Raw genomic sequence first — 17,300 nt, 5'->3', positions numbered from 1 at the left:
AGAACTGCAAGCCCCCTCTACAGCGCTAAAACTTGGGTCTATAGGCCTAAAGTCCAGCCTTGGCCAAATCGGTGAGCACTTCTGCAGCACTCTGGTAGCGATCGCGAAAGTTATACTTGATCATTTTATTGATAATGGCAACAAACTGCGGCGAAAGATGCCGTCCCGGCTGCCAAATCATATCACCCGTGTTGCGATCAGAGGGCAAATCCATCGGGGCGAGTCCCGTCAGACCTTCAACAATAACCATGCCCAAAGAGTAAATATCACTGGCAATCACCGGTCGTCCTGCCATTTGCTCGCTAGGGGCATAGCCACGGGTACCAATGGAGATCGTATATTTGCCGTGCTGGAGCAAATCCTCGGGCTGGACATGGCGTACCGCCCCAAAGTCAATCAAAAACAGTTGTTGATCACTGCGGCGGCGCATGATATTAGCAGGCTTAATGTCGCGATGCACCACCCCAAACTGATGCACATACTGCAAAATTTCCAGAATACTCTTGAGAATGGTGAGGGCTTCGGCTTGGGAGAGGGTAATTTTCTTTGCAAACTCCTCCTTGAGGGATTCCCCATCCACATACTCTTGGGTGAGATAGAAATATCCCCCCTCTTCAAAGTAAGCCAGTAATCGAGGGATACGCTCGTGTTGACCCAATTGGGCTAAGGTTTCTGCTTCCCGCTGAAAGAGGCGACGGGCAATAGCCAAAAAACGCTCATCCTTACGGGAGGGCACCAACTGCTTGACCACGCAGATCGGATGATCTGGCAGATGTAAATCCGCAGCCAAGAACGTGCGCCCAAATCCCCCTTCGCCTAGTTGACTGAGGACACGGTAGCGTCCCCCCACAGTTTGTGGTAAGGGTTCACTGGGTTCTTCGCTGATGTCAGAAATGACGGTGGTTTTGGGTTGGGTGCCGCTCGGTGTTTGTGTCTCTGTGGTTGGGGGGGGCGGCGAGGGGACTGTCGTGGTGGGAATCACCTCTGGCCGCTGGGTGGCATCCACAGGCGCCGCGGTTAAGGGGTCAGGGTTGGATGGCTGGGTTGCTGGTAGGTCTCCCTTGGGGGTGGCTGGGATTGACAATTGGGTTTCGGGCAAATCTGCGCTGGTTGTAAATTGGGTGGGTGGAGTTGAGGTGATGTCCAGTGGTGTTTCAGGGGTCTCCCCATCGGGAGTTGAGGTGACTTCTGCTAGACTCACGGCCTCAGGTACTGATAGTTGGGTTTCAGGCAAGTCCACACTGGTTGCAAATTGGGTTGAGGGCATCGAGGTCAGTTCTGGGGTAGTTAGTGGCTCAGGTAGGGTGAGTTGCGTTTCGGGTAAGTCAGGGCGCAGTGTCGAGGGGATCTCTGAGGGAACTGTTGGCTGCGGGGTAGGAACCACCCTCTGGGTTTCAGGAAGCTCAACATGGGTAGGTTCAGGAGCAGTTGTGGGAGTTTCTGGCAATTCGGTGGCGGCAGTGGCAGCGTCCTCAGGGTGAACCACTAAGAAGGTTTCCCTCTCAGTGATGGATTGTGGTGGTGTCTCGCGGATCTCTGTGGGGGGAATTTGATCAACGACGGAGGTGAGGAGGGTGGGTGCCGTGTGGGGTTTATCTCCAAGGGGTGGGGTGGGTTCGATGGGGGTAAAGGAAATTGCTGTTTCCGGTTGCAGCACCGTTGCATTGGCATCCGTCTCTAGGCGAGAGACTTCTGTTGGCGAGGTTTCGGGGATTTCCAGAATGGGGGCTGATTCAGGTGTGGTTGATTGACTGATGCCTTCAGTCATTAACTCCAAGGGAGTTGCTGAGCGGCTACTGGGGACAGCCGTCGGTGTAGAGGGGGTAGGGGTGGATTCTCTAGGACTGAAGGCACGATAGCCCAGCATCAAAACCGCCGCACTGCCAAAGCCAACCAGAGGCGCCACCAGCGGAAGCCAACTCCCCTGTAAAAAGAGGAGGAATGTCAGGCCACTGAGACCCAGTCCCCCAGCAACCAACAGTGGCACAATCACCCAGCGCTGTCCCTTGGCGATGATCAGGGCACCAAGGCCAGACCAAGCCAGAATCCAAAGGGCGATCGCCTCCTGTGGCCATGTACCAATTGGAAAACGGTTATCCAGAGCCGCTGCTAGCAAATCTTCAAGGATCGCTGCTTGAACCACAACACCGGGGGTGAGGCGGTTGGTTTGCCCCGGCAGGGTAATCGGAATCAAAAACTTATCGTTACTACTACTGCCAGTGAGGCCAATGAGGACGGCGCGATCGCGCACCTTAGAGGGCAGCACTTGACCTGTCAGCACTTCGCTCAGGGTGACGGTTTCATAGGGCTGGGTTGGGTGGGCGTAGTTGATGAGGATTTGAAACCCCGCGGCATCTAGGTTGTTGTAGCCCCCCCAGTTGCTGGTTAAGGCCTGAAAGCGAGCCGTTCCTAAGTCAAGGCGGTTCTCAGTCACAGCTTGGGGATGAGTCCCCAGAAAAACACGCGCCAAGGCAAGGGCAAAGGATTGAGGGGTGGAGCAGCGATCGCTGGCTTCGGGTTGAGTTGCCAAAATCGCCCGCCGCACCACGCCATCCTCATCAATGGGAATGTCCGCAAATCCCACCTGATCATTTAGCAGTCCAGCGGGAGGGGCAATTCCGGCATCCGTTTCGCCCCCCACTTTACAGACAATAACGGTGTTGGGCTGGGTCATCATCACCCGTCCGAGGGAGGGCAGCACATCGGTTGGCGGCTTGAAGCGATCGGACACCGGAAAATCGCGAAAAATGTCAATGCCAATGACCTTGGGTTGGTACTCCTGCAATTCGTTGACGGCCTGAATGAGCACTTCGTCAGGAATTGGGTACTGCTTGAGGGTTTGAATATCAGCCTCGGTAATCTCAACAATCAGCAGTCGCTGGGACGTGGCCGGTGTCGATCGCCAGCGCAGCCATTGGTCATAGACTCTTAATTCCAACGGTTCCAGCAGGCCACCCACTCGCAGCGCAAGGACACCCACGGTGGCGATCGCCGTGGCAATGGCCGCCGGTAGAGCGCGTTTAAGATAATCAGGGATGGAGACAGGGATCATGGCACAAATTGGGGCTGTTCTGCTGAGGCTGAAAGATGCTAAGAGCAGTTTCGCTTCTATCCTGACCTACACCACGGGCGATCGGCAAATTTACGAGGACAACTTTTAACATCCTGCCCACTCCAGAGGGCAACATGATCCCCCTAGGTGGCGGAAGGTGAAACGACTATAATCATTGAGGTGATTGCTGAGCACAACAAGCGCTATGACGGAAACCCCCGATTCAACGACGACTTCAACATTCCCAGAAAGTACAACGGCAGCCGCACGGCAACTGCTGGGCATGAAGGGTGCCAAAAGCGGCGAGACCAATATCTGGAAAATTCGCCTGCAACTAATGAAGCCGATTACATGGATCCCCCTCCTTTGGGGCGTGGTCTGTGGTGCAGCCTCGTCGGGGGGATTTACCTGGAGTCTGGAGGATGTGCTCAAGGCAGCGACCTGTATGCTGCTGTCGGGGCCTTTGATGGCGGGCTATACGCAAACGCTCAACGATTACTACGATCGCGAGATTGATGCGATTAACGAACCCTACCGTCCCATTCCTTCAGGGGCGATTTCCCTTAACCAAGTGCGGGCGCAGATTATCTTCCTCGTTGTCGCAGGTTTGGGTCTAGCTGTTCTACTCGATCTATGGGCTGGCCATCCCACGTTCCCTGTGACCAAAATTGCTTTGCTGGGAGGCTTTTTGGCGTATATTTATTCCGCACCGCCCCTGAAGCTGAAAAAGAATGGTTGGCTGGGGAATTATGCCCTAGGGGCCAGCTACATTGCTTTACCGTGGTGGGCAGGTCACGCCCTTTTTGGCGAATTGACACCGACGATTGTGATCTTGACGTTGATTTACAGTTTGGCGGGCTTGGGTATTGCCATTGTCAATGACTTCAAAAGCGTTGAGGGCGATCGCCAACTCGGCTTGGCTTCCTTGCCGGTGATGTTTGGCGTTACTACCGCCGCATGGATTTGTGTTCTGATGATTGACATTTTCCAGTTGGCAATAGCTGGTTACCTGATGGCGATCCATGCCAATCTTTATGCAGTGCTGCTGATTTTGCTGATTATTCCCCAAATTGTCTTTCAGGATATGTACTTCCTGCGAGATCCCTTGAAAAACGATGTGAAGTACCAAGCCAGTGCTCAGCCCTTTCTCGTCTTAGGGATGCTAGTGGTGGGTCTAGCCCTTGGACATACGCTGGGGTAGTTGAGGGGCATGGCGACATCCCTAATCTTCAAGGTAGAACAGGGGGGCGATCGCCTCGATACGTTTCTTGCACAGCAGCATCCTGAACTCTCGCGATCGCGCTGGCAGCAGCTGATCCAACAGGGACATGTGCGTATGAATGGCCAAGTGTGCGATCGCAAAAATCAGCCCCTCAGTGGTGGGGAGGTACTAGAGGTGGTGCTCCCTGAGCCAGAGCCATTGGATTTAATCCCTGAATCCCTACCCCTGAGTATTCTCTATGAGGATGATGAGTTACTAATTCTCAATAAACCCGTGGATCTAGTGGTGCATCCTGCCCCCGGTCATCGCCACGGCACCTTGGTTCATGGTCTGTTAGCCCATTGCCCTGAGTTGACAGGCATTGGCGGTGTCCAGCGACCGGGGATTGTGCATCGCCTAGACAAAGACACCTCCGGGGTGATGGTTGTTGCCAAAACGGAGTTTGCCCTACACCATCTGCAACAGCAATTGAAAGCACGGCAAATGCAGCGCCACTACCTTGGTGTTGTCTATGGTCAACCCCCTGAGGACACTGGAACCGTCATTGCGCCCATTGGTCGTCACCCGGTAGATCGCAAAAAGATGGCGGTGGTGCCCCCTGAAAAAGGCCGCACAGCAATTACCCACTGGTACGTGCAGGAGCGCTTTCGCCACTGTGCCCTTGTGGAGTTTCGCCTTGAAACCGGTCGCACCCATCAAATCCGCGTTCATGCTGCTCACCTTGGTTGGCCGCTGTTGGGGGATCCTGTCTATGGCCGCGGTGCACCGCTAAAAGTAAAACTGCCCGGCCAAGCGCTCCATGCCTATCGCTTACAGTTGCAGCATCCACGTACAGGTGAGGAGATCGTGGCGATCGCCCCTCTGCCAGAGCATTGGCAAAAACTACTGCGACTACTGCGCCAGAATAACACTTCGTGACCCGCTGCTTTCACCACTGCCTGAATCGCCCTTTTCGGATGAATTGGTGCATTATCCATCATCAACAACGATCCCTAACGCCGGCAAACAGTATTGACTCAGCCGAATACTGTGATGGCAAACGTGGTCATGGTGTCTGACCACCTTGCTGTGTGATTACGGAAAGGTTGGGTATATTCTGGAAGTCTTTCTCGTTATGAGTAACGAGCGGCACCTAATAGCACAGCGCACAAGCAGCGATCCAAGCATCGGCAAAGGAAATCGGCTTACCGATACGCTTTCGTCCTGCAACAATCTCGCCGTACCTTTTTGCGATTTCGTAGTCATAAGGAATCACCACAAAGTTACGGAGCACGCTCTCAAGCTTCTTTCGCTTCTGCTCTCCCCACCCAGCGTATTCTGCCCCTGCCCAAAGTTCGCCAACAGTGATGAAGGAAATCGCCAAGGTTGTGCCGAAGAGATGATTCTCATAAAGCCTCGCCTCTGGCGCACCTTTCATGATGTACGAGAGAATGTTAGTATCCAAGAGCAGATAGGCGGATGTCACGAGCCATGCCTCCCGATGACATTGCCTTGTCGCAATTCTTGAATGAACTCCTCAAAGCCATCGTTGCGTTCGCCGGGCCAAGTGCCATATAAAGTAGCAAGATTAGCTACAGGCTGGACGCCCTGCATTTGGGCAAGTTCTTCCAGTGTCCTTGAAGTCCAGAAATCATAAACTTCTGCTGGAGCGAGCGGAATTTCCTCTATCGCCTCCGTGAGTTCCTCTAAAGGTTCGATGTCGTGGATACGCACTCGGTTAATCTTGCCGGTCTCAGGATCGCTGAGTGCTTCACCGATTATGCGGACGCGACGCAGAAGATTCTCAAGTACCTCTTCCTTTTGCTCCTCGTCGAACACGCATACGACTGGATCACCAACAGGAGGATGAACCCGTAACCGCATACCTTCTTCTTTGAAGTCCGCCATAAGCAAGCGGTCTTCAATGGTGGTGAGGTGAGTTTTGGGTCCCTGAATCCGCTGCTGGATTACCTGGAACGCTTGGGGGGTGTACTGAACCCGTAGCGGACTTGGACGATGATTGAGTTCAAAAGTTATTGAATATACTTCTTTCTGGAAAAGCCTGCCGACATCACGCCATGCAAGTAAGACTCCCCGATCAAATCCACGAGGAAGGACATCAGCCGGCTCTTGGACTTCGCGTATGCCTGTAAGAGCAGTCTCTAAGATGTGAAGTAAAAAATCCTCTTCGGGGAACAAGCTTGGTTCAGCTCGCCTGTCGAAGCGGAGTAGGGTTGATGGGCTTCCGTGGTTAATCTCAATAAGGTCTAATTCCAGAAGCTGCTTGAGCTGTTTCGACTTGGGTCCTTTGCGAATACTATCGGTTTCGCCTAAGAGCACTTGGCCGGTGCGGTAAAAGACTTTTTGAAGGCTCGACAAAAGCTCTGAAAGCTGTGAAACAGCTATTCGACCTGAGCGGACAAACCTGCCTTCTAAAATCAGGGTCAATAGTGAAGTTTTCCCGTTCATGGTGCGCACCTCCTCATGACTAGGCTAATTTATTAAGCATTTATCATTAAGCATTTATCGAGCGTTGTGAACTGCTGACAAAATTATTTCCCGATACCATCGCCAGAAGCTGGCGCAGGTCTTCAGTATATTTCCTCCTCTAGCTCCAGCAGGCGATTGATGAGCACCTCCGGCTTTTCGTGCTCGACGGCCTCGGCTTGGTGCCGGCAGTAGCGGCGTGCGGTCAGGTTGTCGTCGACGCGCGAATCTGGTCTATCGTTGCCCACGACGCCGTTGGGCAGGCTGATGACCGCTAGGATCTCGAACTGTTCCACAAGCTTGCAGCAGATATGGCGCAGCATCTTCTTGGAGTCAAATGGAGTCAAACAGCAGCCCTTCCTTGAGTACCACAGCGGCGCGCTCAGCGGGGCGCAGGGCATTCATCATGTGCTGGATAAAGAGCGTCTCATAGAGCTTGATGTGGTATTCGAACTGCGCCAGCAAGCGCTCAATTCTGAATCAATCCCTCTAAATGCTTACTTCGGGCAGGGATGAGGGGCAGTTTCCGCGACGGAGGACGGTATCATACAAGCCGATGCCTTCCCCTTCATGCTTATTGATCCCTGTATAGGCCAAGCTCGGGTCTTCATATCTTTTGAACTTATACACCGCATCGTTCATCAGAGCACTGTTGAATACCCCCAAGCTGACGAGCAGTTCAAAGTCTTTGACCGTCAACCCTGTGACCTTCTTGAACAACCCAGGCTCCAGTTGCGTGATCACATCCCGCAGGGTTCGTTCTCGGTAATCGGTCAGGTACATGAAAATGGGGATGCGGGTGGCAAGTTTGATAAGTTTTTCCTGAATTTGCTTGCGCTTGCTCTTGAATTCCTTTTCTTCTTCCGTGAGCTGCTTTTTCTCTTGAGAGGAAAGTTTCTGGTCATTTGCCTCTTTCTTCGCCTTCTTGACCGCTTCAGATTTGTTGATGATGGTTTCGATCTCCTGATTGAGATTGCGAAACCCCTCGATGCGCATGAGAGCCTGCATCGCCTCTTTATTGTTCATCAACCGCCGCAGGGTGTCGTCGTCCACGTTCACCAGTAGCGCGCTTTCCCAGCGGCGGGCCAACAGGGTTGCCGTGGTACCGGCCATCGCCATATCGAGCACACCGGCGGCGTCAATCTGCCTCATGGAACTGCCGTCGTAGGCCAACACCGGCAAAAATTGGATAAATTCTGCCACCTTCTTTTCTGGGTCTTCCCCGTTGACGTTGAGGCGGCAACTGTAGTCGGCAATCTGGCGCAAGGCCCGATCCGGTGCAAAATCGAAGACGTAGCACTCCTCTTTGAGGATCAGCTCCTCATTGGGCGAAACACCGTCGGGATTATTGAGGGTCCAAGGGCTTTGCACGCGAAAGGCGGCCTGAAAGTAGGTCTCCGGGCTGGAGGTGTTGCGCAGCATGAAAATACCCGTCCAGGGGCGCACCGTCACGCCGGTGGTGAGCTTGCCGCAGGTGAGGGTGATGGTTTTGCTCTTCAGCGGATCGTCCATTGCCTCCAGAACTGGCCGTAACGCATTGACCCCAATACCCGCGGCTGCACCGGCAGCAACGATGACTTTGTAATCTTGGTAGAATTTATTTTGGCTCTTTGCCAGCAGATTTTGCATAGCGTAGCAAGAGGCAACGCTGGGCAAGAACCACAGGGTATGCGAGAGCACATTCAACAGCCGCACATCCGAGAAAGGCAGCGGCGGTTTCTGCGCACCCAGTTTTAAGTTGTCTCCACTCGTGGGGAGATAGGCGCCCCGAATCAGATCGAGCCACTTCTGGACTTCCTCTTCATACTTGAACCGCGCCTGCTCGCCGACGCCTTCTGCCGAGAAGAAGACATTTAGGTCGAACTCGTTAAACTCGCCCTTCATCGCCACGTCGCGGATGGCATCTGGCAGTTGATAGGTCAAAAGCACCATACGTGGCAAAGCGCGATAGGGGTTGTCTTCGGAAGACCCTTGCCATTCGGCTTTGGCTCGCTGTTCGTCGGAATAGGTCCAGTTGTAGATCTGCTCTTCGATGAATTCGCCGGTGGCAATGGCTCGGAACGGTGTGCCGGAAAGATACAGATAGTGATCCGCGGTGATGGGCAAAATGTCTTCATCAAAGTAGTCGATGGCTTCACCTTCCGCCGCTTTTCTTTCCTGTTCGTCTTCGGATTCAAAAAGGTCTTTAGCTTTCTCCCGCCAAGCGCCGAAGTGATATTCATCGAACATCACGCAGTCCCAGTGTGTGGTATGCACCCATTCATTCTTGGTTTTAATCCCGCCGGTGCTCGGATTGCGACCCAGATAATCCTGAAAGGAACCGAAGCAGACGATGGGTCTGTTCTTGTCCGCCTGTTCGTAGGTGAGGCCGCCGGGTTTGATGAATTGCCAGCCCTGAAAATCCACGTGACAGCGCAAGTCTTCTTCCCAAGCGCTTTGCACTGCCGGCTTGAAGGTGAGCACCAGCATCTTTTTCCAGCCCATGCGCTTGGCCAGTTGGTAGGCGGCAAAGGTCTTGCCAAAGCGCATCTTGCAGTTCCAGAGGAAATGGGGCGGCTTGTCGCTTTCCCGGCGGCAGGTCTGGAAATAGGCGACGGTTTTTTGAATCGCGGCTTCCTGCTCGGGACGCAAGCCGAAACTCAGCGATCGCTGCTCCTCAAAGAGTTGCCCATGCCGTACGGCGTTGATGGCCGCTTTGACCTGCTCCACGGTGCAGCGGAACCACTCGCCGCCGGCCTGCTGAACGCCATTGATGCGCAACATGCGGTGCACATCGTGGTCGGTGAACCCCGTGCCGTCGTTGCGAATGGCCGGCTCCTCCAGCACGATGCGATAGGGCTTCTCGCCAGGACGGAGCGTGGGATACTGCTGCGCCACCCGCTCCTGCACGCTCTTCGTGGTGTAGCCGATCTTGAGCAGACCCGCATACTGCGGGTTGGTGTCCTCGTAGGCGTAGATTTTCGGCTCGATTTTGGGTCGGGGCGGGAAAAAATCTTTTGTCATGGTTTCATCTTAGCAATTCTCATTCCAAGCACAGCGTACGTCATTTCGACCGAAGCGAGAAATCCTCACACTCTAGGCAAGATTTCTCAGTCGCTGCGCTCCTTCGAAATGACAAGGTCGCCTCGCTCCTTCGAAATGACATGGTCGCTGCGCTCCTGCGCAATGACAAGGGTGTGTTGCGCCATTCGGGCCGTGCGTGCGTCATTTCGAGCGAAGCGAGAAATCGTCATGCCATGATGGGTAGGATTTCTCAGTCGCTGCGCTCCTTCGAAATGACAAGGTTGCTGTGCTCTTTCGAAATGACAAGGTTGCTGTGCTCCTGCGCAATGACAAGGGTGTGTTGCGCCATTCGAGCCGTGCGTGCGTCATTTCGAGCGAAGCGAGAAATCGTCATGCCATGATGGGTAGGATTTCTCAGTCGCTGCGCTCCTTCGAAATGACAAGGTCGCTGCGCTCTTTCGGAATGACATGGTTGCTATTGCTCTTTCGAAATAGCGGTGTTGCCTTGCTCCTTCGGTGTTGCTTCCCATTCCAAACTCAAGTCCTTCCACTCGGGGTTCGTGGTCATAACCAATTGGTTCTTTTTTTCTCGCCGCCATTTTTTGATTTGTTTTTCTCTGGCGATCGCGGCGTAGACGTCAGTTGTGTGCTCGTAATACACAAGTTTGCTCACGTTGTATTTTTTGGTAAAGCCATCCACCAGTTTGTTTTTGTGTTCGTATATTCGGCGTTCAAGGTTGTTTGTCATACCAACATACATGACTTTGTTATTCCAGTTAGTAAGGATGTAGACGTAGAAGTGATAGTCTCTTTTCATGAGCGCTCCTTACTTTGTGATTTCAAGAGAGGTTCATCCTTGTGGGTTCGATCGCAGTGTGCGCATTCGCGCGCCGCAAGTGTCACTTCGAGCGAAGCGAGAAATCGTCATGCCATAATGGGTAGGATTTCTCAGTCGCTGCGCTCCTTCGAAATGACAAGGTCGCCTCGCTCCTTCGAAATGACATAGTCGCTGTGCTCCTGCGCAATGATAAGGGTGTGTTGCGCCATTCGAGCCGTGCGTGCGTCATTTCGAGCGAAGCGAGAAATCGTCATGCCATGATGGGTAGGATTTCTCAGTCGCTTCGCTCCTTCGAAATGACAGCGTCGCTGCGCTCCTGCGAAACGGCGATGTTCCATTCGAGCCGTGCGTGCGTCATTTCGAGCGTAGCAAGTGTCATTTCGAGCGAAGCGAGAAATCCTCATCCCACAATGGGGAGAAGGATTTCTCAGTCGCTCCGCTCCTTCGAAATGACAAGGTCGCTGCGCTCCTGCGAAATGACATGTTCTATTCCTTCCGGCGCAACGGGAAGCAGCTGTCAGGCATCACCAGCCTCCATCGGGCGAATTTTCGACTCGATAAAGGCAATTTCTTCTTCCGTAAGCCCGTATCGCTCGTAGAGCTTTTCGTCGGTCCACTCGGTGTCCATGTCTAGGATGGGGACGAAGGCGTAGGCATCCTTTGTAATGTGATGCGAATACATGAACTGGGATACCAAGAAACGAAAGAGCCGGGTCTTCATATAAGCCACCAAATTTTCAGCCTGCTTTTGAGAATCATAAGCCCCAATCACCAAATACGTTTCTGTGCAGATGGTTCTCGGAGGTAGTATGTCTATTTTGGAGAAAACCCTTCTCCTTCCGTCTGTTCCGGGATTTCCGGCGTGGTCATAGCCCACGTAAGATGTAATAACTTTCCATTTGTCGATCATTTCCACGCCAACGGTTATATCCTCCCTTTTGTACGGTCCTTCGCCATTTTGCCAGCGTAGGGTGATATCGCCAGCTTTTTGTGGTCGAGCATTGGTAGGTAATCCGAAAGGTTTCCTGCTGGACACCTGTTCGCTCATCCTTCTTTCTTTCTTAGCGAGTACTTTTCTCACAATGGACACGGCCTGACTATGGCGGATGAAGGTGGGGAATTCACCGAGTTTCCGTATCGAAACGACCTTCTCCCCTTTATGCACATTGGTCACTTCGCAAGGCCCACGCGCGTCCCGCTCCCAGAGGAAATAACACACACCACCGGCAATATCTACGCCGGGGAAGACCTCTGACGCATCCTCGAAATCCACAAGTTTTCGAATGCAATCATCGCCAAGCATCTCAGCTCGGAAGGAATCCAAGCCCTTGCCGCCTGCAAACCACCTTGAAGGGATAATCATCACAAGGAAACGCGGATTGAGTTTTTTCGCCTGTTTAACAAAGTGGTGATAAATAGGTGAAGCGCTTCTGCCAAATCCTCCATCACTCAACTGATACGGCGGATTGCCGATGATGACATCGAATTTCATGTTAAAAATCTCCTCTGGGTTTTCGGTGTGAATGAATTCATAGGCGTGGGTTTCCAGTTCCTCGCTGCGGGCGTAATTTTCTTCATTGGCGCCGCAGAAGAGGCAGCGGCCGTTTCGCCAAGTGTGTTCGGTGCGCCGGTAGCGGATGTTGCCTTCTTCGGTGTTAAAGGCGGTGCAAATGGAGTATTTGCCGTTGGCGGTCTTGGAGCAGTAGAGGGTGCGCCGCGCGATGAGCGCCGTCAGCTCGGTAATAGCGATGCCGAAGAGCTGGTTTTTCATGATGTGGTTGATGCGCGCCTGGCGATCGGGGATTTGGGTTTCCAAGCCCTTGTCCAGCCGCTTGGCGATCTCGCGCAAAAACACCCCCGACTTGCAGGCCGGGTCGAGAAAGCGAGCCTCTGGGTTGCGCCAGAGATCAGCCGGCAGCAAATCCAGCATCTGGTTGGCCAGTTGCGGCGGCGTAAAGACCTCGTCGCTGGAGAGGTTGGCCAAGCACAAGAGCACGTCGGGGTTGTGGTCAGCCATCATAGGCATGGGGAACCTCTAGGAAATGCACCGGCGGATAGTCTTTGACCGGTTCAGGGATGAACACCTCCTCGCCGGCATCCGAAAAGAGCGGTAACTCCCGCATCGCTCCCTGGTTCACCAGTTCATGGAAGGCAAAGTCCCGCCGCTTGAGCAGGCTGCCACTCACCAGTGACCACTCTGGGAAAATAATCGGCTGGGGGTTGGCCCCTGCGGTTTTCAAGGTCAGCGCGTCGCCGTGGACGATGTTTTTGCTGAGGATATAGCGCACCGTTTCCCGGCAGGACGCTTTGATCTTGTCTTTGAAAAGCCGCGTGTAGGCTTCGTCAAACACGGCAAACAGGCGTTGCCGGCATTCCGCAGCGTTGTCTTCCAGAATGTCAATCCCGTAGAGCGACGACACGGCCAGGACAGCATAACGCTCGTATTCTAATTGACCCTTGGCGTAGCGCGCTTCGACAACACGAAGTTTCCGGTGCAAAATCTCGATGAGAAAGTTCCCCGTGCCGCAGGCTGGCTCCAGGAAACGCGAGTCAATGCGCTCGGTCTCCTGCTTGACCAGATCGAGCATGGCGTTGACGATGGGCGGCGGTGTCAGAACCTCACCGTAATCCACCACCCGCTGTCTGGATTTTGTCATTGTTCTCATCGCTCGCCAACATGGAAGTCAAACCTCAATTTCGCCCCATGGACAACTGGTCGGCCGGTGGGTCGGTCTGGAAGGGAGGATTAAACGCTCCTTGTTTCGGAAGGATGCGATCGCCCGTTCGGTTTCCTTTGCGAGTGCCATGGTTCATTGCGGTGCTGATTTGGAGTGACAGCCTATACTGACTGCACCCCTCGGTCTAACAAAAAGCATGGTTTGCGTTTCCACTGGAGCTAAGCGGACTCGAACCGCTGACCCCTTCAATGCCATTGAAGTGCTCTACCAACTGAGCTATAGCCCCAAATCAGCAGAATTTTATCATTGCGCAAAATGCTGCCCTTTGTCAACTCCTGCCCCCAAAGTAAGGCTCTGCCTAGGATGGACAGCCATGGTTTCCCCTCGCATCGCCCCTTTGCGCAAAGGCGGTCTCAAGTCCTCAGTGTATAGTGGGTGTGAGTGCTAAGTGGCTAGGACTTTGGGAGTCTCATCGTCCCCCTTGCAGTTGATACGGGTACCAATGAATCGCGATCGCTCCCCCCTCCATCCAACGCTGAAGTATGCGGGCGTACTGCGGCAAGTTTCCCCTGAAGTGGGGCAGTTTTGGCTGTCGCAGGAGGATGTGACCATTATTGGCCGTGATCCCGATACTTGCCATATTGTCCTTGACGCTCACATTTATACGTCTGTTTCCCGCCACCATGCCCAACTCACCTGTCAAAAGCGTGGCAGTATTCCCGTGTGGGCGATCGCTGACCTCGGCAGTGTCAATGGCACCTATGTCAATCAACAGCGAGTGGAAACATCAACTGTGCTCAAGGCGGGCGATCGCATTCAATTGGGGCGCCAAGGGCCTGAATTTGTCCTAGAATATCTTCCCCTCACTGAAGTCGTAAGCACCCAGCCCGATCAACCCCTCACCCTCACCCAACTCCTACCCATTTTTGCCATTCATCCCGACTGGGTACGCAAAGCCTATCTGGTACCGGGGATTGTCACGGTTGTTGCGGTTATCCTCCTTTTTGCCACTGCTGGCTCCCCCGATGCCTTCAAAGTCATCTTGGCGCTCTATTTGGGCAGTGCTGCCTATTACTTCATCTATCAACTCTGTGGCAAACGCAAACCTGCATGGGTTCTACTGGGCACGTTGACGCTGGAAATTTTGATTCTGCAAAGCCCAATTTTGCCAGCGATGATCTATGTCTTTCGCACCGTTTTACCCGGCCAACTGCATCCGCCCCATCCCTCATTTTGGGTGTTATTCAGCCGCAACTTCATTGGTGCCGGGTTAATGGAAGAGCTACTCAAGGCGTTACCCATTATCGTAGCCTATGGCTTAGGGCGATGGCTGCCGAGTCCGTGGAAACAAAAGGTGGGCGTATGGGAACCCCTCGATGGTATTCTCTTGGGAGCGGCTGCCGGCCTCGGTTTTACGTGGACAGAAACCCTTGGGCAGTATGTCCCTAGTATTGCCGGTCAATTTGGTAATTTAGCTGGTCTGCAAGTGCTGATTCCCCGGGTCTTGGGATCCCTAACGGGGCACATGGCCTACACGGGCTACTTGGGCTATTGTGTGGGATTGAGTGTATTGCGCCCCCATCGAGCGCCCTTGATTTTAATGGTTGGCCTAGGTCTAGCGGCCTTTCTGCATGCCCTTTGGAATACGGCTGCCGCCCGTTTTGGTCCGATGGGTTTGGCAGTGGTGGGGATTTTGGCCTATGTATTTCTCACCGCCGCGATTTTGAAAGCGCGTCAACTGTCCCCGACGCGATCGCAAAACTTTGCCACTCGGTTCTATGGTTATCGCTAGGCAGGTGTATAAAATATACTCATTTTGATTCCTTCATCCACTGGCGCGATCGCAACAGCGCAGCGCAACTGTCTCGCCCTTAACTTCGATGATCTAAATGGTTGGCTATCTCATTTCCCTTGGTATCTTTACTGCCACCTTTGCCCTTTTTAGCTTGGGGCTGAATTTGCACTGGGGCTATACGGGGCTAATTAACTTTGGCCATGTTGGCTTTTTGGCCATTGGTTCCTACACCACGATTTTGTTGGGGATTGCTGGCGTCCCCATGTTCTTTGCTGTCCTTGCTGGCGTGGTGCTGGCGATGGGACTGGGCTTTTTAATGGGGATTGCGACGCTGCGGCTGCGGGAAGATTACCTCGCGATTGTGACGATCGGCATGGCGGAAATTGTCCGCTTGATTGCCCTCAATGAGGATTGGCTAACCCGAGGCGGTCGGGGGGTGTATGGGTTTCCGCTGCCCCTTGCTCAGTTCAATCCCAATCTGCTGACCAAACTGGGGATGATTGCTCTTTTTTGGGCTGTGGTGGGGGCGGCTGCATGGCAGTGGTGGCAATGGCTACAGCGGCAGTATGGGCGATCGCATCCCCGCTGGTTACTCCCTAGCTATGCGGCCCTGCTGATAACCGGTACCCTCAACCTTTGGGCAACGTTGCTCCCCTTGAGCTTAGGCCGGGGAATTGCCCTTTTTCCTCTTGGGTTGACACTGGTGACGCTGGGTGGGGCGATCGCCCTTGTGAGCTATTATTGCCATCCAGAAAAACGAGCCGTGGTTCCCATTGCCCTGAATACCTTGGCCGCTGCTTTGGTGGGTCTGGTGGTCAAAGCTCTAACCCTTGGTCTGTGGGCCTTTAGCTACCGCGCTGGGTTGTTGTGGCTGCTGGTATTGGTGCTTGCTTTGGTGGTGTGGCAGTTGGAGCGTTTGATCCGTTCTCCTTGGGGACGGGTGCTCAAAGCCATCCGTGAGGATGAAGAAGTGGCCAAGGCCTTGGGTAAAAATGTCTTTGCCTACAAAATGCAATCCTTCCTTCTGGGGGGGGCGATCGCGGCGGTGGCCGGGTCGTTTTATGCGTGGCAGCTGACCTTTATTAACCCCGACGGCTTTGTATCCCTGATTACATTTCAGGCGTGGACCATTGTGGTTTTGGGGGGCGCAGGCAATAACATGGGTACCCTCCTCGGCGCTGCCCTCTTTTGGGCCTACACTGCCCTGACCCGCTTTATTCCCCTTGATGGCGGTCGCCTAGAGGCCTTGCGGATGATGCTCATTGGCCTTGTCCTCATTATCTTGATGATGTGGCGACCCCAAGGTATTTTGGGCAAAAAGGAGGAACTCAGCCTTGGTCGATGAATCTTCTCTTGCGCCCGTCTCTAGTGGTGTCAGTCAAGTCTTGCCTTCGGATCTCCTAGTGGCCACGGGGCTGTGCAAAAGTTTTGGTGGTATTCGCGCTGTCGATCATGTGGAAATTCGGGTTGCCCGCGGCAGCATCACCGGTCTCATTGGCCCCAATGGTGCGGGCAAAACCACCCTATTCAACCTGTTGTGCAATTTCCTCACCCCCGACCAAGGCCGCGTGATTTTTGATGGTGCCCCCATTAGCCATCTGCCCACCCACCAAGTTGCTCTCCAAGGACTCCTGCGCACCTTCCAAGTGCCCCGTGTGCTCTCGCGCCTCTCGGTTCTCGAAAATATGCTCTTGGCGGCGCCGCTGCAAACAGGGGAGAAATTCTGGAATAGTTGGCTACAACCGCTGCGCATTCGTCAAGAGGAACAAAAGCTGCGGCAACGGGCGTGGGAGATTTTGGAGTCTGTGGGGTTAACCGCTAAGGCCCATGACTACGCTGGCGCCTTGTCGGGAGGGCAACGCAAACTTTTAGAAATGGCACGGGTGATGATGCACCATCCCCGCATGGTGCTCCTCGATGAGCCAGCAGCAGGTGTGAACCCCACCTTGATCCATCAAATTTGTGAGCACATTGTGCGGTGGAACCAACAGGGCGTGACATTTTTGATTATTGAACACAATATGGACGTGGTCATGTCCCTGTGTCAGCACATCTGGGTCTTAGCAGAGGGGAAAAATCTGGCGGATGGTTCCCCCACTGAGATTCAAACCAATCCTGAGGTTCTGACCGCTTACCTCGGACAGTAGTTCCTACTCCCATTAAGGGCTAAGGCTTTGGGGATCGTTGGCATGGCTCTCCACAGCTTTGAATCCTCCCCCTGCGACGCGCATTGGGCCAAAACCGCT

At 53.7% G+C, this 17,300-nt stretch carries 14 protein-coding genes and 1 tRNA gene; 5 read left to right on the top strand and 10 right to left on the bottom strand.

Translation table 11 applies throughout. The annotated features are described in order from the left end of the window. Nucleotides 1-46: 46 nt before the first annotated feature. Nucleotides 47-3,052 carry a CHASE2 domain-containing protein gene (locus M0646_RS09990; RefSeq protein WP_286649602.1) on the bottom strand — a complete coding sequence of 1,002 codons (3,006 nt, stop codon included), beginning with the start codon at nt 3,050-3,052 and terminating at the stop codon, nt 47-49. 205 nt (nt 3,053-3,257) lie between these two features. On the opposite strand from M0646_RS09990, the gene chlG reads away from it, so the two are divergent. After that, a complete protein-coding gene (chlG, locus tag M0646_RS09985) occupies nt 3,258-4,253 on the top strand; it encodes a chlorophyll synthase ChlG (protein ID WP_286625563.1) in 996 nt (331 codons plus the stop codon). 9 nt (nt 4,254-4,262) lie between these two features. Then, nucleotides 4,263-5,192 carry an RluA family pseudouridine synthase gene (locus M0646_RS09980; protein WP_149820453.1) on the top strand — a complete coding sequence of 310 codons (930 nt, stop codon included), beginning with the start codon at nt 4,263-4,265 and terminating at the stop codon, nt 5,190-5,192. A 214-nt stretch (nt 5,193-5,406) separates the two neighbouring features. On the opposite strand, the gene M0646_RS09970 is transcribed toward M0646_RS09980, so the two are convergent. The 9 genes from M0646_RS09970 to M0646_RS09930 all read right to left on the bottom strand — a co-directional run bounded on the left by M0646_RS09970 (nt 5,407) and on the right by M0646_RS09930 (nt 13,545). Then, the gene (locus M0646_RS09970) at nt 5,407-5,739 is read right to left on the bottom strand and encodes a PIN domain-containing protein (protein WP_286625562.1); all 333 of its coding nucleotides are present in this window, start codon (nt 5,737-5,739) and stop codon (nt 5,407-5,409) included. Continuing rightward, nucleotides 5,736-6,722 carry a hypothetical protein gene (locus M0646_RS09965; protein ID WP_286625561.1) on the bottom strand — a complete coding sequence of 329 codons (987 nt, stop codon included), beginning with the start codon at nt 6,720-6,722 and terminating at the stop codon, nt 5,736-5,738. The genes M0646_RS09970 and M0646_RS09965 overlap by 4 nt, the downstream gene beginning before the upstream one ends. A gap of 122 nt (nt 6,723-6,844) precedes the next feature. Continuing rightward, nucleotides 6,845-7,087: a hypothetical protein gene (locus M0646_RS09960; RefSeq protein ID WP_286649601.1), complete on the bottom strand. Its 243-nt coding sequence runs from the start codon at nt 7,085-7,087 to the stop codon at nt 6,845-6,847. Then, entirely contained in the window at nt 7,074-7,205 is a 132-nt protein-coding gene (locus tag M0646_RS09955) for an N-6 DNA methylase (RefSeq protein ID WP_149820449.1), read from the bottom strand. Before M0646_RS09955 ends, M0646_RS09960 begins: the two co-directional genes overlap by 14 nt. A 24-nt stretch (nt 7,206-7,229) precedes the next feature. After that, a complete protein-coding gene (locus M0646_RS09950; RefSeq protein WP_286625559.1) occupies nt 7,230-9,743 on the bottom strand; it encodes a GIY-YIG nuclease family protein in 2,514 nt (837 codons plus the stop codon). Nucleotides 9,744-10,218: 475 nt separating this feature from the next. Continuing rightward, nucleotides 10,219-10,560, bottom strand: a complete 342-nt coding sequence (locus tag M0646_RS09945) for a GIY-YIG nuclease family protein (protein WP_286625557.1) — start codon at nt 10,558-10,560, stop codon at nt 10,219-10,221. A gap of 538 nt (nt 10,561-11,098) precedes the next feature. Continuing rightward, nucleotides 11,099-12,607, bottom strand: coding sequence for an Eco57I restriction-modification methylase domain-containing protein (locus M0646_RS09940; protein WP_399374817.1), 1,509 nt, complete (start codon nt 12,605-12,607; stop codon nt 11,099-11,101). Continuing rightward, nucleotides 12,591-13,247: a DNA methyltransferase gene (locus M0646_RS09935; RefSeq protein ID WP_315863167.1), complete on the bottom strand. Its 657-nt coding sequence runs from the start codon at nt 13,245-13,247 to the stop codon at nt 12,591-12,593. The genes M0646_RS09940 and M0646_RS09935 overlap by 17 nt, the downstream gene beginning before the upstream one ends. Nucleotides 13,248-13,472: 225 nt before the next feature. Then, nucleotides 13,473-13,545: transfer RNA gene (locus tag M0646_RS09930), tRNA-Ala, on the bottom strand. 195 nt (nt 13,546-13,740) lie between these two features. Here M0646_RS09930 and M0646_RS09925 point away from each other — a divergent pair. The 3 genes from M0646_RS09925 to M0646_RS09915 all read left to right on the top strand — a co-directional run bounded on the left by M0646_RS09925 (nt 13,741) and on the right by M0646_RS09915 (nt 17,201). Continuing rightward, nucleotides 13,741-15,051 (top strand): PrsW family glutamic-type intramembrane protease, encoded by a 1,311-nt coding sequence (locus M0646_RS09925; RefSeq protein ID WP_286649598.1) that lies wholly within the window; start codon nt 13,741-13,743, stop codon nt 15,049-15,051. 97 nt (nt 15,052-15,148) lie between these two features. After that, entirely contained in the window at nt 15,149-16,399 is a 1,251-nt protein-coding gene (locus tag M0646_RS09920) for a branched-chain amino acid ABC transporter permease (RefSeq protein ID WP_149820439.1), read from the top strand. Then, the gene (locus tag M0646_RS09915) at nt 16,389-17,201 is read left to right on the top strand and encodes an ABC transporter ATP-binding protein (protein ID WP_226971943.1); all 813 of its coding nucleotides are present in this window, start codon (nt 16,389-16,391) and stop codon (nt 17,199-17,201) included. The genes M0646_RS09920 and M0646_RS09915 overlap by 11 nt, the downstream gene beginning before the upstream one ends. Nucleotides 17,202-17,300 lie beyond the last annotated feature (99 nt).

The organism is Thermosynechococcus sp. B3, from assembly GCF_030323045.1.
Lineage (GTDB): Bacteria > Cyanobacteriota > Cyanobacteriia > Thermosynechococcales > Thermosynechococcaceae > Thermosynechococcus.
Note: the sequence above shows the minus strand (reverse complement) of the source record. Positions and strands in the feature narration are given on the sequence as shown.